At 73.3% G+C, this 15,292-nt stretch carries 15 protein-coding genes; 10 read left to right on the top strand and 5 right to left on the bottom strand.

Annotation, left to right across the window (positions count from 1 at the left end; all coding sequences use genetic code 11):
- Positions 1-66 precede the first annotated feature (66 nt).
- The 3 genes from ACO06A_RS00540 to holA are packed head-to-tail and all read left to right on the top strand — an operon-like array spanning position 67 to position 3,528.
- Complete coding sequence (locus ACO06A_RS00540; RefSeq protein WP_421734225.1) at positions 67-963, top strand: ComEA family DNA-binding protein; 897 nt, start codon at positions 67-69, stop codon at positions 961-963.
- On the top strand, positions 960-2,498 hold the full coding sequence (locus tag ACO06A_RS00535; protein WP_421734224.1) for a ComEC/Rec2 family competence protein: 1,539 nt from the start codon (positions 960-962) through the stop codon (positions 2,496-2,498). The genes ACO06A_RS00540 and ACO06A_RS00535 overlap by 4 nt, the downstream gene beginning before the upstream one ends.
- 19 nt (positions 2,499-2,517) lie before the next feature.
- Positions 2,518-3,528, top strand: a complete 1,011-nt coding sequence (gene holA, locus ACO06A_RS00530; protein WP_421734223.1) for a DNA polymerase III subunit delta — start codon at positions 2,518-2,520, stop codon at positions 3,526-3,528.
- Between the two features lie 10 nt (positions 3,529-3,538).
- Here the strand turns inward: holA and ACO06A_RS00525 are convergent, their stop codons facing one another.
- A complete protein-coding gene (locus tag ACO06A_RS00525) occupies positions 3,539-4,162 on the bottom strand; it encodes an EAL domain-containing protein (RefSeq protein WP_421734222.1) in 624 nt (207 codons plus the stop codon).
- 87 nt (positions 4,163-4,249) lie between these two features.
- Entirely contained in the window at positions 4,250-4,978 is a 729-nt protein-coding gene (locus ACO06A_RS00520) for an EAL domain-containing protein (RefSeq protein ID WP_421734221.1), read from the bottom strand.
- A 209-nt stretch (positions 4,979-5,187) separates the two neighbouring features.
- On the opposite strand from ACO06A_RS00520, the gene ACO06A_RS00515 reads away from it, so the two are divergent.
- A complete protein-coding gene (locus ACO06A_RS00515; RefSeq protein ID WP_421734220.1) occupies positions 5,188-5,334 on the top strand; it encodes a hypothetical protein in 147 nt (48 codons plus the stop codon).
- 91 nt (positions 5,335-5,425) lie between these two features.
- Positions 5,426-6,748, top strand: a complete 1,323-nt coding sequence (locus tag ACO06A_RS00510) for a helix-turn-helix domain-containing protein (RefSeq protein WP_421734219.1) — start codon at positions 5,426-5,428, stop codon at positions 6,746-6,748.
- Positions 6,749-6,897: 149 nt separating this feature from the next.
- Here the strand turns inward: ACO06A_RS00510 and rpsT are convergent, their stop codons facing one another.
- Complete coding sequence (gene rpsT, locus ACO06A_RS00505) at positions 6,898-7,158, bottom strand: 30S ribosomal protein S20 (protein ID WP_056090174.1); 261 nt, start codon at positions 7,156-7,158, stop codon at positions 6,898-6,900.
- 247 nt (positions 7,159-7,405) lie between these two features.
- Positions 7,406-7,909 (bottom strand): type II toxin-antitoxin system PemK/MazF family toxin, encoded by a 504-nt coding sequence (locus tag ACO06A_RS00500; RefSeq protein ID WP_421734218.1) that lies wholly within the window; start codon positions 7,907-7,909, stop codon positions 7,406-7,408.
- Positions 7,910-8,017: 108 nt separating this feature from the next.
- Between ACO06A_RS00500 and ACO06A_RS00495 the strand changes: the two genes are divergently transcribed.
- The 3 genes from ACO06A_RS00495 to ACO06A_RS00485 are packed head-to-tail and all read left to right on the top strand — an operon-like array spanning position 8,018 to position 11,366.
- Positions 8,018-9,607, top strand: coding sequence for a circularly permuted type 2 ATP-grasp protein (locus ACO06A_RS00495; RefSeq protein ID WP_421734217.1), 1,590 nt, complete (start codon positions 8,018-8,020; stop codon positions 9,605-9,607).
- Positions 9,601-10,530 (top strand): alpha-E domain-containing protein, encoded by a 930-nt coding sequence (locus tag ACO06A_RS00490; RefSeq protein ID WP_175346602.1) that lies wholly within the window; start codon positions 9,601-9,603, stop codon positions 10,528-10,530. The genes ACO06A_RS00495 and ACO06A_RS00490 overlap by 7 nt, the downstream gene beginning before the upstream one ends.
- On the top strand, positions 10,527-11,366 hold the full coding sequence (locus ACO06A_RS00485; protein WP_421734216.1) for a transglutaminase family protein: 840 nt from the start codon (positions 10,527-10,529) through the stop codon (positions 11,364-11,366). The genes ACO06A_RS00490 and ACO06A_RS00485 overlap by 4 nt, the downstream gene beginning before the upstream one ends.
- A gap of 3 nt (positions 11,367-11,369) precedes the next feature.
- Here the strand turns inward: ACO06A_RS00485 and ACO06A_RS00480 are convergent, their stop codons facing one another.
- Entirely contained in the window at positions 11,370-12,077 is a 708-nt protein-coding gene (locus tag ACO06A_RS00480; RefSeq protein WP_421734215.1) for a maleylpyruvate isomerase family mycothiol-dependent enzyme, read from the bottom strand.
- A 112-nt stretch (positions 12,078-12,189) separates the two neighbouring features.
- On the opposite strand from ACO06A_RS00480, the gene lepA reads away from it, so the two are divergent.
- Both lepA and hemW read left to right on the top strand, forming a co-directional pair.
- Positions 12,190-14,070, top strand: coding sequence for a translation elongation factor 4 (gene lepA, locus ACO06A_RS00475; protein WP_421734214.1), 1,881 nt, complete (start codon positions 12,190-12,192; stop codon positions 14,068-14,070).
- Positions 14,067-15,290, top strand: coding sequence for a radical SAM family heme chaperone HemW (gene hemW, locus ACO06A_RS00470; protein WP_421734213.1), 1,224 nt, complete (start codon positions 14,067-14,069; stop codon positions 15,288-15,290). Before lepA ends, hemW begins: the two co-directional genes overlap by 4 nt.
- The last annotated feature ends 2 nt before the right edge of the window (positions 15,291-15,292 follow it).

Below are 15,292 nucleotides of genomic sequence, written 5' to 3'. Positions count from 1 at the left end.
GCACCGCGCGCGTTCCCGAGAGTCGAGACACCGCGCCCAGGCACGGGGTGGGTCCCGCAAGCCGCCGTGCGCGACCTCACGTCTCTCAGCCTGCCGCCGGCCGCCGACCCGGCCGACTGGGTCGCCCGGACCGTCTCGCCGCGCGCCGCGGTACCGTCCGACCCGTCCGACCCGGCCCACCCGGCCCACCCGGCCCACCCGTCCGACCCGGGCGACCCGGGCGACCCGGGCGACCCGGCCGACCCGGCCGACCCGGGCGACCCGGTCGACCCGGCCGACCCGGTCGCCCGGACGACCGCAGCGCTCCAGGTCGCGTCGGTCGGGTACACCGCGGCGCACGGCGACCCGATCGCCCGGACGCCGGAGCGGCGTCGACGCCTCCGGTGGACGGTGTCGTGGCAGGTCGGAGCTGCGGCCGGGCTCGTCGTGCTCCTGGTGGCCGGGGGAGTCGCGCTGCGGACGGTATCGCTCGCGCCCGGGCCTGCGGTCGTGCTCCCCGTCCCGGCCCCGAGCGGGACCGCCGCCGACCCGACGGGCGTCCCCGCCGAGGTGGTCGTCGACGTGGTCGGTGCCGTCGCCACGCCGGGCGTCGTCCGGCTGCCGGAGGGGTCGCGGGTGGTCGACGCGATCGCCGCGGCCGGGGGTTCGAGCGCCGACGCGCAGGTGAGTGCCCTCAACCTGGCGCGCATCCTCGTGGACGGCGAGCAGATCGTCGTCCCGCGGCCGGGCGAGCAGCCGGTGGGTGCGGACGCGGGCTCCGCGGGGAGCGGCGACGCGCTCCTCGACCTGAACGGTGCGGACGAGGCGGCGCTCGACGCGCTGCCCGGCATCGGCCCGGTGCTGGCCGGCCGGATCGTCGCGCACCGCGAGGACCGGCCGTTCACCTCGGTCGACGAGCTCGCCGACGTCGCCGGCATCGGTCCGACCCTGCTCGAGCGGCTGCGCGCGCTGGTGCGCGTGTGACCCCCGCCCCGCCTGCCGACGACACCGACCCGCCGCTCACCGTCGACGTGCGGCTCCTGCCCGCGGCCGTCGCCGCATGGGTCGCCGCCCTGGTGGTCACCCGGGTCCCGGGGCGCGAGGCCCTGGTCGGCGCCGGGGTCTGCCTCGGGCTAGCGGTCGGTGGGTTGCTGTGGGGCCGGTCCGCCGGGCGTGGCTCGACGGTCCGGCGGCCGAGGGTGATCGGCCCCGTGCTGGCCCTGGCGCTCGTCGCGGGAGCGGCCGTGCTCGGCGCGGGGGCGAGCCAGACGACCGCACGGGCCGCCGGGCTGCTGCCCGTGCTCGCCCGTGAGGCGTCGGTGGGGCGCGTCGACGGGATCGTCGTCGCCGAGCCGACCGTGCTCGCGCCCGCGTGGCCCGGAGCCCCCGAGCGCGTCCGGTGCCTGCTCGCCGTCGACCGGGTCACCGCCGGCGGGCGTGCGTCCGGCGCGACGGGGAGGGTGCTGGTGCTCGGACCGTCCTCCTGGGCGTCGGTGCCCTACGGCGCCCGCGTCTCCGGCGCCGGCCGGCTGCGAACGGGGGAGCCCGGCGGCCGCACCGTCGCGGTGCTGCTCAGCAGCGGGGCGCCGGAGGTGGTGCGGCCGCCGTCGGATGCGGACGCCGGCGCCGCGGTCTTGCGGGAGGGGATCGGAGCCCTGGCGGACCGGTTGCCGGGTGACGCCGGGGCGCTGCTCCCCGGCGTCACGGTCGGCGACACCTCGACGGTCCCCGCGGACCTGGTCGCGGCCCTGCGCACCGCCGGGCTGACGCACGTGACGGCGGTGTCGGGCGCGCACTTCTCGCTGGTCGCCGCCCTCGTCCTCGTGCTCGCGTCCGCCCTCCGGCTGCCCCGGTGGGCCCGCGTCGGCCTGGCCCTCGCGGCGATGGCGTGCATGGTCCTGGTGGTGCACCCGTCGCCGAGCGTGCTGCGCGCGGCCACGATGGGGCTGGTCGCGGCCCTGGGCGTGCTGCTGGGCCGTCCGCACCGGGCGCCCGCCGCGCTCGCCGCGACCGTGGTGGTGCTGCTCGTCGCCGACCCGTGGCTGGCCGGCGAGCTGGGGTTCGTCCTCTCCGTGCTCGCCACCGGTGGTCTGGTGCTGCTGGGCGGCCCGTTGGCCGAGCGCTGGTCGCCGGTGTGCGGCCGTCCCCTCGCCACCGCGCTCGCCCTGCCGGTCGCTGCGCAGCTGGTCTGCGCGCCGGTGATCCTCCTGCTGACGCCCACCGTCGCCCTCTACGCCGTCCCGGCGAACGTCCTGGTGGCACCAGCCATCGCGCCGGCCACCGTGCTGGGCCTCGCCGCCGGCTGCGTGGCCCCGTGGTGGAGCGGCGGCGCGCACGTCCTGTCGCTCGGGGCCGGCGCGGCGTGCTGGTGGATCGGCGCGGTCGCGCGGGTGGCGGCCGCGGCGCCAGGGGCTCAGGTGGAGTGGCTGCCGGGGTGGGCCGGCATCGTCCTGCTCACCGCGGCGGGCGCCTGCGCCCTCCGGCTCCTCGTGGTCCGCCGCGCCGCCGAGCGTCGGTGACGTCTGGCAGGCTGTGCCCGTGCCTCCCGCCACCCGCCGACCCGCGTCCCGCGCCACCGTCGGCGTCCCGTGGGAGGCGGTCGAGCTGGCGCCGGTCCTCCTGGTCAGCGGCGCCGAGGGTCTGCTCGCCGACCGCGCGGTCGACCGGGTCGTCGCGCTCGCTCGTGCCGCCGACGCCGGGGTCGAGGTCACGCGGGTCGACGCGGCCGACTACACGGTCGGCACGCTCGGGGTGGTCACCAGCCCGTCCTTGTTCGCCGAGGACAAGGTCGTCGTCGTCGACGGGCTGGAGCGCGCGACCGACGACCTGCTGAGCGACGTCACCGGGTACCTCGCGGCGCCCCCCTCCGACGTCGTGCTGGTCCTGCGCCACGCCGGGGGCCAGCGCGGCAAGAAGCTGCTCGACACGCTCCGCGCCTCGGGCGTCCCGACCGTGGCGTGCGACGTGATCAAGTCGGACGGCGACAAGACCGCCTTCGTCACCGCGGAGCTCCGGCGGGCAGGTCGCCGAGCGGACGCACAGGCTGTGCGCGCCCTCGTCGACGCGGTCGGCAGCGACCTGCGCGAGCTTGCCTCGTCGTGCGCCCAGCTGGTCGCGGACACCACAGGGCTGATCGGACCCGACGTGGTCGAGCGGTACTACGGCGGGCGCATCGAGGCGACCGGCTTCCGGGTGGCCGACGCCGCCGTCGCCGGGCAGACAGGGCAGGCCGTGTCGCTGCTCCGGCACGCGCTGGCCACCGGGGTGGACCCGGTCCCGATCGTCGCGGCCCTGGCGGCCAAGCTGCGGGTGCTCGCCAAGGTCGCGGCCGTGCGCGGCCGCGGCGCGGGCGCTCTCCGGGACCTTGGCCTCGCGCCGTGGCAGACCGACCGGGCGCAGTCGGACCTGCGTCGGTGGACGCCGGAGGGGCTAGCCAGTGCCATCTCGGCCGTCGCGCAGGCGGATGCCGAGGTCAAGGGAGAGGGCCGGGACCCACAGTTCGCCGTCGAACGGGCTGTCCTGCGCGTCGCAGGTGCAGTCGGGACCTGACGGGCCCGAGCTAGCCGGCCAGCGTGATGGCGGGGCCCAGCACGTCGCCCTGCAGCAGGTCGAACCCCCACGCCCGGCACTCCTCGACGAGGGCGGCGTCGGCGACGCGCTCGGCCACGAGCATGGCCCCGTGCCGGCGCGCGAGCTGCACGAGCGCGGCACCCTGGCGGTGCACGTCGCGGCAGTCGATCTTCACGAAGTCCGCGTACGGCATCATCGCCACCTGGTCCGGCGCGGCCGAGAAGTCGTCGATCGCGATGCGGTACCCGCGTGCCCGCAACCGCTGGAGACCCTCGAGCACGTCGTCGTCGGCGACGACGGACTCGACGACCTCGAGCACGAGCCGACCCGCGTGGGCGGGGAGCGGGCGGTCGTCGACCAGGAACGAGCGCGTGACGTTCACGAAGGCGAACGAGGTGGCGACCGGCGGTCCGTCACCGAAGAGCACGTCGAGCACGGAGGCCGTGGCCACGTCCTGGCGGTCGGAGCGCCAGCGGTCGACCTGTGCGGGCAGCCCGTCCCGGGATCGGTAGAGGAACTCGTTGCCGAACAGCCGGCCGTCCGCGGTCCAGATCGGTTGGCGTGCGATCGGGAGCCGGGAGGGGATGGCGGGGGAGACGACGGACGCGGTCACACTGGATGAGAGCGACGGCCGACGGCTCTATGACGCCGTTCACCCGACCGGGCTAACCCACTGTGACGGACGGACCGCACGAGCCTGCTACAGGCTCACGCGGCGGGCACCGGCGCGGTCGAGCACGCCGGCCCGCTCGAGGAGGTTGCCCTGGAAGAGCGTGAAGCCGAGGTCGCGCGCGTGCCGCAGGGTGTCGGGGCTCTCCACGTACTCGGCGACGAGCAGCGCGCCGTAGGACCGGGCGAGGTGGACGACCGGCGGACCCTCGACGTCGAGGTCCCGAACGTCGATCTTGACGAAGTCGGCGTGGGGGAGCAGGCGACGCTGGTTCGGGTTGCTGACGAAGGCCGGGACCGCCACGCGGAAACCCTCTTCCCGCAGCCGCCGGATGCCGGACAGCACGGCCGCGTCGATGGTGACGGCGTCGTTGACCTCGATCACCAGGCGGTCGGGGCGACGCGGGATCGGCAGCTCGCCCACCAGGTAGGCCCGCGGGCACCGCACGAACAGCAGCCGACCGTTGGCGACGTGCTCCAGGTCGGCCCGCCCGAAGGTGGCGCCGAACACGTGGGCCGTGGCGCGTTCGTGCTGGTGGGAGCTCCACGAGACGGCGGCCGCGGTGTGCTGGTCGGGTGAGCGGAACGACAGCTGGTAGGCGAACGGCCGTCCGTGCTCCGAGAAGATCCCCTGCCGCGCGACCAGCACCGGTTCGTGGGAGATCCGTTGCGACCACTCCTGCCGGAGGGCAAGAGGGATGGCGTCCTCCACCGCGGCTGCGAGGTGCGCGAGCCGCCCGTCGGCGTCGTCCGGTGTCATGGCATCTATGACACCACAACTTCCGCGCTGTGAACCGACGATGTGCGGGTGGAATTCTGAGGGTGTCGTCCGCCCGCCGCTCGGCGCCTCGTCCGGGGCCAGAACATTCACCCGATCAGGGCCGTACGGGTGGGTAGTGGGAGACACCGGGCATCCCACACGTCATCATGGGCACCACCGAACCGTCATCCAGACAAGGAGCACCCCTCATGCCCAGACCGTTCAAGACCGCTCTCGTGGTCCTCGCGGTGATCGGGTCCCTCGCACTCGCACCCAGCTCGGCGATCGCCGACGGCGATGGAGACTCCACGAACTCCGGCGGCGCCAGCGGCTGCTGCAGGATCACGCTCAGCTGACCGTCGCCCCGGTGCACAACGGAGACACAGACTCGCCGTCTCCGCTGGGGGGTGGTGCAACCGGGGGACGTCACACATACAATGACTTTCCATGACCACGATTGCTGACCGGGTACGCGAGGCCCGGATCTCTGCTGGGTTGTCCCAGACCTCGCTCGCGGGGTCTGCGTTCTCCCCCAGCTACATCTCCCTGATCGAGGCGGGTCATCGTGAACCGACCGACTCCGCGCTCGCCGTGCTGGCCACACGCCTGGGCACGACCCTCGAATACCTGAAGCACGGCGAGGACGGTCCCAACGAGGCGCGCACGCGTCTCGAGATCGACTACGCCAAGCTGGACATGACCCAGGGCGACGCCGCCGGGGCCAGGCGCCGGCTCGAGTCGCTCGACCTGGAGATCGTCTCGCCGGCGGTCCGCGTCGAGGCGCTGACCACGTTGGCGCACGCCTTCGAGGTGCTCGGCGACCTCGAGTCGTCGGTGGCCATCCTCGAGCCGCTCCTGGCGGACTCGCGGGCGCGCACGCACCACGTGGAGTCGGCGAAGCTGGCCAACGAGCTGGTGGCGTCGTACCTCGAGGCCGGCGACCTGCACCGCAGCGTCGAGGTGGGCGAGCGGACGCTCGACGAGCTGGAGTCGGCCGACCTCAGCGGGACCGACGAGCACCTGCGGCTGGCGTCGACCGTCCTGTGGGCCTACGTGGAGCGCGGTGACCTCCTCTACGCCACCCACCGCGCCGCCGAGCTGGTGCGGCTCGCCGAGTCGCTCGGCACGCCGCGCGGGCGGGGGAGCGTCTACTGGAACGCGGCGCTCGTCGCCGAGCAGCGCCGCGACTACGAGCTCGCCCAGCGCTACACGGAGCGTGCCCTCGCCCTGCTGTCCGAGGGCGAGGCCGACCGCGACCTGCCTCGGCTCCGGCTCAACTACGCGTGGCTCCTGCTGCGCTCCGACCCGGTGGACCCGCGCGGCGCGCTGGACCAGATCGAGCGCGCAGCGCCCGGGCTTGCGGTCCTGGGCTCCGAGCTCGACCTGTCCCGGACGGATGTCGAGCGGTCGCGTGCGTACCTGCTGCTCGGCGACATCGACGCGGCCGAGCGGTTCGCCGTTGCCGCGCTCGAGCGGCTGGGAGACCCGCCGCGCCTCGAGACGGCGTTCGCGCAGCTCTCCCGCGGCGACGCCCTGCACGCCCGGGGTGACGTGGTGGGTGCAGCGCGCGCGTACGAGTCGGCGGCGGACCTGCTCGGGATGATGTCCGCGTCCCGCCATTCGGCGTCGGCGTGGCGTGACCTGGGCGACCGGTACGCGATGCACGGTGACAGCGCGGCAGCCGCGCAGGCGTACGACCGTGCGCTGCGCGAGGCAGGCTTCCGTCCCACGATCCCGCTCAGCACCTGGGAGACCTGGTCGCTGACCTGATCGAGAGTCGGAGAACAGTGAAGGCGTCACCCCGCAGGGGGGGTGACGCCTTCACTGTTGCTCGCGTTCTCTGGTGCTCGGGGCGCTGACGCGACCCGGCCGGCGGTCAGGACCGGTCGATGACCAGTCCCGACCAGCTCAGCGGACGGTCAGAGCGCGCCGACCGACTTCGCCAGCGCCGACTTCTTGTTGGCGGCCTGGTTCTCGTGGATGACGCCCTTGGAGACGGCCTTGTCGAGCTTGCGCGACGCCTCGACGAGAGCCGTCGACGCTGCCTCCTTGTTGCCACCGGCGACAGCCTCGCGGACGCGACGGATGTGCGTCTTGAGCTCGGACTTCACCGCCTTGTTGCGCAGGCGCGCCTTCTCGTTGGTGGTGATGCGCTTGATCTGGGACTTGATGTTGGCCACGTGTGGACTCTCTTGTGTGCGTTCGCCGAAGCGATCTGACAGGTCTAGAGGGCGGCGCACAGCTCCGGGACTTGGGCGTGGGGATACCCGCGGAAAGGAACTGGGCTTGTGCCCGCCGACCCGGGCGGACACGCGAATCCCCATGTTAGCAGGCGGGAGGGCTGACGCCGAACTCGTGATCGGCCTCACCCGGCCGTTCCCCGGGCTGTCCAGCCGGACTGTCGAGCTGGACTGTCAGCCGGACTGTCTAGCTGGACTGCGTCCGGCGCAGCTCCGTGGCCACCCGGTCGAACAGCGACCGCTCCACGATCGCGCCCTCGCGGCGGACCGCCGACGCGTCCAGCGTGAGCACGCGGTCGAGGCGGACCTCGCTCGGGCGTCGTCGCGAGTCCCACGCTCCGGTGCCGATGTCCATCCAGACCCGCCCGTACCGCGCCTCCTGCGCGGCGTCGCGCGAGTGGTCCTTGCTCGTGAGCATCAGACCTCGCAGCATCGCCCCGTCGCGCCCGATGACCAGGACGGGGCGGTCCTTGCCCTTGCTCGGGTCCTCCTCGTACGGCACCCACGCCCAGACGATCTCGCCCGGGTCGGCGTCACCGTCGAGGTGCGGTGCGTACTCGGTACGGAGGGAGCCGCGCGGGTCGGGGCGGTCGGCCGGCGCCTGGGACGGCGTGCGCGACGTGCTGGTGAGACCGGCGACCGCGGCGCGCAGCGCTCGGCGTACGCGGTTCCAGCCCGAGGTGGTGGTCACGGGACGACGCTACCGGTGCGGATCGCAGGTCCGCCGGACGGCACCAGGCGCACGCCGCTGGTGCGTCACGAAACGCGGCGTTATCACCGGGCGGTTACTGTCCGGATCATGGCCGACCTGTTCGACGACTACCCGACCGGCACGGCGTGGGACGAGATGATCGACCCCGACGACGGCGGCTCCCGCGCGGCCTACAAGGGCCTGCACCGCGCGCTGGCGCAGCTGAGCGCCGGAGAGCTGCGAGCGCGCGCGGAGACGCTGGCGCGGTCGTACCTCGCGCAGGGCGTCACCTTCGACTTCGCGGGCGAGGAACGGCCGTTCCCCCTGGACGTGGTGCCACGGGTGCTCGCGGGCGACGAGTGGGAGCACGTAGCCCCCGGCGTCGCGCAGCGCGTGCGCGCCCTCGAGGCCTTCCTCGCGGACGTCTACGGACCGCAGCGCGCCATCGCCGACGGGGTGATCCCGCGCAGCGTCGTCGTGTCGTCGACGAACTTCCTGCGCGCCGCGCGCGGCATCAACCCGCCGAACGGGGTCCGCGTGCACGTGTCCGGGATCGACCTGGTCCGGGACAGCCTCGGTGGCTGGCGCGTGCTGGAGGACAACGTGCGCGTGCCCAGCGGGGTCAGCTACGTGCTGTCGAACCGGCGCGCGATGGCCCAGACGTTCCCCGAGCTCTTCGCGGCGCTGCGGATCCGTCCGGTGGCCGACTACCCGCGCCGGCTGCTGGCCGCCCTGATGGCCGCCGCGCCGTCCGGGGTGGACGAGCCCACCGTCGTCGTGCTGACGCCCGGCGTCTTCAACAGCGCCTACTACGAGCACTCGCTGCTGGCCCGGATGATGGGGGTCGAGCTGGTGGAGGGCCGCGACCTGTTCTGCTCCGGGGGGCGCGTGTGGATGCGCACCACCCAGGGCCGTCGGCGCGTCGACGTCATCTACCGACGCGTCGACGACGACTACCTCGACCCGGTCGTCTTCCGCAACGACTCCTACCTCGGCAGCCCCGGACTGATGACGTGCGCGCGCAACGGGACCGTCACGATCGCGAACGCCGTGGGCAACGGGGTGGCCGACGACAAGCTCGTCTACACCTACGTCCCGGACCTCATCAGGTACTACCTCAGCGAGCAGCCGATCCTGCGCAACGTCGACACCTGGCGGCTCGAGGAGCCCAACGCGCTCGAGGAGGTGCTGGACCGGCTCGACGAGCTCGTGGTCAAGCCGGTCGACGGCTCGGGCGGCAAGGGGCTGGTGGTGGGCCCGCGGGCCTCGGCGGCCGAGCTGGCCGCGCTGAGGGTCCGGCTCCGCGACGACCCGCGGGGGTGGATCGCGCAGCCCGTGGTGCAGCTCTCGACGCTGCCGACCCTGGTCGAGGACGGGCTCCGACCCCGCCATACCGACCTGCGGCCGTTCGCCGTGAACGACGGCGAGTCGGTGTTCGTGCTCCCGGGCGGCCTCACCCGGGTGGCGCTCCCCGAGGGCGAGCTCGTCGTCAACTCGTCCCAGGGTGGCGGCTCCAAGGACACCTGGGTGCTCGGCGGCGCGGTCCCGCGCCGGGCGGTGCGCCGCGAGACCGACCTCCCGCAGGCCGTCGCGCAGGACTCGGCGGTCCCCATCGACTCCAACCCCAACGACGTGCGTGCCCAGGTGATGCAGCAGCAGCAGGGCCGGACGTCCACCGCAGGAGGTGTCTCGTGCTGAGCCGGATCGCGGAGTCGCTGTTCTGGATCGGGCGGTACGTGGAGCGCGCGGACGACACCGCCCGCCTGCTCGACGTGCACGTGCAGATCCTGCTCGAGGACCCCTGGGCGGAGGAGGACCTGGCCTGCCGGTCGTTGCTGTCCGTGATGGACCGGGAACCGCCGCCGGCGCACGTGGAGGTCGGTCGGGAGTACGTGCTCGACATGCTCGCGTACGACCGGTTCGCGCCGTCGTCGATCGCCGGGTCCCTGGTGTCGGCACGGGAGAACGCCCGGCGCGCCCGGGAGATCATCTCGACCGAGCTCTGGGAGTGCCTCAACGCCACCTGGAACCAGCTGCCGTCGCACATGCGGCCGGCGCGTCCGCACGACTACTTCACCTGGGTGCGGGAGCGGGCGGCGATCGTCGCCGGGATCATGGACTCGGCCACGTCGCGCGACGACACGTGGAACTTCATGGTGCTCGGCCGGTCGATCGAACGGGCGGACATGACCGCGCGACTGCTGACCACGCGCGCGCTCGCCGGCTCCGCCGGCCCCAGCTGGACCACCCTGCTGCGCTCCTGCGGCGCGCACGAGGCGTTCCTGCGGATGTACCGCGGCGCCGCGTCCGACGAGCGTGCGGCCGGGTTCCTGCTGACCGACCGGCTGTTCCCCCGCTCGATCGTGTTCGCGCTCAACCAGGCGGAGGCGTGCTTGGCCAACCTGGAGGGGACGTCGGACCGGGCGGCTGTGGACGACGCGCGGCGGCACATCGGCCACGTCCGCACCAACCTCGAGTACCGACCGCTGATCGAGGTGCTCGACGCGCTGCCCAAGGAGATGGAACGCGTGCAGCGGGCCTGCTCCGCGGCCTCGGACGCGATCCGCGGCCGGTACTTCCCGAGCGCGTCCTCGACCAACTGGGTGGGAGAAGCACTGTGAGCCGGCTGCGGGTGGTGCACACGTCGACGTTCCGGTACGGCAGCGCGGTGCTGGCGTCGTACAACGAGGCGCGGATGACGCCGCTGTCCCAGCAGGGGCAGACGGTGCTGGAGACGAAGATCGACGTGCAGCCGCACACCGGCTGGTTCGAGTACCGCGACTACTGGGGGAGCGCCGTCACGGCCTTCGAGGTGCTGACGCCGCACGAGTCGATGGTCGTCACCGCGGAGCACCTGGTGGAGGTGGCCGAGCGAGGTCCGCTGCGCAGCCCGGTCGGCTGGGACACGCTGCGCAGCGCCGAGCTGCGCGACCGGCTGGCCGAGTTCCTGTCGGACACGCGGACGACGGCACCGCCCGACGACGTGATCGAGATCGCGCGACGGGTAGCGGGGGACCTGGAGCCCGCCGAGGCGGCGCTGGCGGTGTCCGCCGCGCTGCGCGACGAGATGGAGTACATCCCGGGGGTCACCACGGTGCACACCCCCGCGACGGAGGCGTGGACCGCGCGGGCGGGGGTGTGCCAGGACATCGCGCACCTGGTCGCCGGCGCCCTGCGGTCGGTCGGCATCCCGGCCCGGTACGTCTCGGGGTACCTGCACCCGGACTCCGCCGCGCCCGTGGGTTCGACCGTGCTCGGCGACTCGCACGCCTGGGTCGAGTGGTGGGTGGGCGAGTGGTTCGCCTTCGACGTGACCAACCGGGTGATCGCCGGGGACCACCACGTCGTGCTCGCGCGCGGCCGGTCGTACGACGACGTGCCGCCCCTGCGGGGGATCTACGCCGGTGCGGGCACGCAGGATGCCGAGGTCCAGGTGCAGATCACGCGCGAGGCCTGAGCGTCACGGGGTCAGCCGTCGGCCGAGCGCGTCCGACAGGGCGGCGGCGTCTCCTTCGACGGTGAGGCGAGGGTCGTCGGGCGTCGCCCGGCCCCACAGCAGCAGTGCCAGGGCGTCGGCGGGTCCCCGCACCGTGGCGACCGGGTCGGGTCCGGACGTCGCGCCGAGCAGCCACGTCCGGTCGGCGTCGCGCGCGACCAGGCGGATCGGAGCGGGCAGCGGTTCCATCCGTCCCATCCGCTCCTGGCGCGGCTGCATGACGGTGACCACCTCGTCGACGGTGTCGGCCCAGAGCCACGGCGGCACCGTCAGGTCCATACCGCCCGCGGTGCGCAGGTCCCACAGGTGGACCAGGGTCTCGTGCGTCTGGCGGCGGTGCCAGAACGATGCCGTCCCGTCCCCGTCAAGCGTCCACGCCCGCGCGTCCGGGGCGAGCTCGGCCAGGGTGTCCCTCAGCTCGGCGGCGCAGGTGGCGTAGAGGTCCTCGAGCACGAACGGCCCCCGCCCGAGGGGGACCTCCTGCCTCCGACGTGCCTGCCCCGCCGCCCAGTGGTGGATCCGGGCCAGGTGGACGACGAGGTCCGTGACCCGCCAGCGGCCGCACCACGGCACACGGGTGGTGGGGTCGACCTGGGGGATGGTCGCGAGGAAGTCGCCCTGCAGCCCGCCGAGCACCTCGAGCAGGTCGGGAGAGCTGCGGGTCGTCGTCATGGGACCATGGTGGGACCGACCACCGACAGCCGACAGGCTGGCACCGGTCACCGTCCGTCGGGAAGGCGCCACACGCGCGCGCCGCCCGACTCCAGCGCCAGGAGCAGTCCGCTTGTCCCCGATCCCGAGTGCAGTCCCCGCGTCGCGCATCCAGCCCGCCGCGACGGCGCCCGAGCTGCTGCGCAACTTCTGCATCATCGCGCACATCGACCACGGCAAGTCCACGCTGGCCGACCGCATGCTCCAGCTGACGGGCGTCGTCGACTCCCGGGCCATGCGCGCGCAGTACCTGGACCGGATGGACATCGAGCGCGAGCGCGGCATCACCATCAAGTCGCAGGCCGTGCGCATGCCCTGGGGCGTGGGCGAGGACGCCTTCGCGCTCAACATGATCGACACCCCCGGGCACGTCGACTTCACGTACGAGGTGTCCCGGTCGCTGGCCGCGTGCGAGGGCGCCGTGCTGCTGGTCGACGCCGCGCAGGGCATCGAGGCCCAGACGCTGGCCAACCTGTACCTGGCGCTCGAGAACGACCTGACGATCATCCCGGTGCTCAACAAGATCGATCTGCCCGCTGCTCAGCCCGAGCGGTACGCCGAGGAGCTGGCCCGCCTCATCGGCGGCGAGCCCGAGGACTGCCTGCGGGTGTCCGGCAAGACCGGCGCGGGCGTCGTCGAGCTGCTGGACCGCATCGTCGAGCTGGTCCCGCCGCCCACCGGGGACGCCGACGCCCCGGCCCGCGCGATGATCTTCGACTCGGTCTACGACACCTACCGCGGCGTCGTCACGTACGTCCGCGTGATCGACGGCAACCTCAACCCGCGCGAGAAGATCGTCATGATGTCGACGCGCGCCACGCACGAGTTGCTCGAGATCGGCGTCATCTCGCCGGAGCCGGTGCCCACCAAGGGACTGGGCGTCGGCGAGGTGGGCTACCTGATCACCGGCGTGAAGGACGTCCGCCAGTCGAAGGTGGGCGACACGGTCACGAACGCGAGCAAGCCCGCAGCCACGGCGCTCGGCGGCTACTCCGACCCCAAGCCGATGGTGTTCTCCGGGCTCTACCCGATCGACGGGACGGACTACCCGATCCTGCGCGACGCGCTGGACAAGCTGAAGCTCAACGACGCCGCGCTCAACTACGAGCCCGAGACGTCGGTGGCGCTCGGGTTCGGGTTCCGCGTCGGCTTCCTCGGCCTCCTGCACCTGGAGATCGTGCGCGAGCGCCTCGAGCGCGAGTTCGACCTGGACCTCATCTCGACCGCGCCGAACGTCGTCTACGAGGTCACGCTCGAGGACAAGAGCGTGGTCGTCGTCACCAACCCCAGCGAGTTCCCGGCCGGCAAGATCGGCGACGTGAACGAGCCGATGGTCAAGGCGACGATCCTGTCCCCGGCCGAGTTCATCGGCGCGATCATGGAGCTCTGCCAGACCAAGCGCGGCGAGCTCCAGGGGATGGACTACCTGTCCGAGGACCGGGTCGAGCTGCGCTACGTCCTGCCCATGGCGGAGATCGTGTTCGACTTCTTCGACCAGCTGAAGTCCAAGACGCGCGGGTACGCCAGCCTCGACTACGAGCGCATCGGCGACCAGGTGGCGGACCTGGTGAAGGTCGACATCCTGCTCCAGGGCGAGACGGTCGACGCGTTCAGCGCGATCGTGCACAAGGACAAGGCCTACGCGTACGGCGTGATGATGACGGCCAAGCTCAAGGACCTCATCCCGCGCCAGCAGTTCGAGGTGCCCATCCAGGCCGCCATCGGCGCCCGGATCATCGCGCGCGAGACCATCCGGGCCATCCGCAAGGACGTCCTGGCCAAGTGCTACGGCGGCGACATCACCCGCAAGCGCAAGCTCCTGGAGAAGCAGAAGGAGGGCAAGAAGCGCATGAAGACGATCGGCCGGGTCGACGTGCCGCAGGAGGCCTTCATCGCCGCGCTGTCCAGCGAGCCCGCGGGGTCGGCCGGCGGCAAGGACGCGAAGAAGAAGTGAGTCCCGCTCTCCCCGAGGGAGACGTGGCACCCGACGACGGGGCACTGCCGGCGTCGGCGATCGAGGGTGCCGACGGGCGCGCCTTCGCCGTCTACCTGCACGTGCCCTTCTGCACCGTGCGCTGCGGCTACTGCGACTTCAACACCTACACCGTGACGGAGCTGGGCGGCGGAGCGAGCCAGCATGCCTACGCGGACACGGCCCTGAAGGAGATCGCGCTCGCGGCGACCGTGATGGCGAACCTGCCGCCCCGGCCCGTCAGCACCGTGTTCGTCGGCGGCGGTACCCCGACCGTCCTGTCGGTGCCGGACCTGTCGCGCATGCTCGGCGGCGTCCGGGACGCATGGGGACTGGCCGAGGATGTCGAGGTCACCACCGAGGCCAACCCGGACTCGGTCACGCCCGAGTCGCTCGCCGCCCTGGCCGACGCCGGGTTCACGCGCGTGTCCTTCGGGATGCAGTCCGCTGTGCCGCACGTGCTGGCCACGCTCGACCGCACGCACGATCCTCGTCGCATCCCCGACGTCGTGCGCTGGGCGAAGGACGCCGGCCTGGCGGTCTCGCTCGACCTGATCTACGGCACCCCGGGGGAGTCCCTCGACGACTGGCGCACCAGCGTCGAGGCGGCGCTCGCGACCGGCGTCGACCACGTGTCCGCGTACGCCCTCGTGGTCGAGGCGGGCACGCGCATGGCCGTCCAGGTCCGCCGCGGCGAGCTGGAGCTGCCCGACGGCGACGACCAGGCGGCCAAGTACGAGCTGGCCGACGACCTGCTCGAGGCCGCCGGGCTGCGCTGGTACGAGGTGAGCAACTGGGCGCGGACGCCCGCCGACGCGTGCCGGCACAACCTGTCGTACTGGCGCGGCGACGACTGGTGGGGGATCGGCCCCGGCGCGCACAGCCACGTCGGCGGGGTGCGCTGGTGGAACGTCAAGCACCCGCGCGCGTACGCCGACCGGCTGGACCGCGGGCTGAGCCCCGCCGCCGGGCGGGAGATCGTCACGGGCGACGGTGCGGTGCTGGAGCGGCTGATGCTCGGCGTCCGCCTCGCCGCCGGTCTGCCGCTCGACGCCCTGCCGCGGGAGGCGCGCCCGTCCGTGGCGGGGCTCGTCGCCGACGGGCTGGTCGACGGGCACGAGGCGGTCGGCGGTCGGCGCCTGGTGCTCACCCGGCGAGGCCGGCTGCTGGCGGACGCGGTGGTCCGCACGCTCGCGGGCTGAGC

The organism is Cellulomonas sp. (genome assembly GCF_965229465.1).
Classification (GTDB): domain Bacteria; phylum Actinomycetota; class Actinomycetes; order Actinomycetales; family Cellulomonadaceae; genus Cellulomonas.
This window is presented reverse-complemented; position numbering and strand designations above follow the sequence as displayed.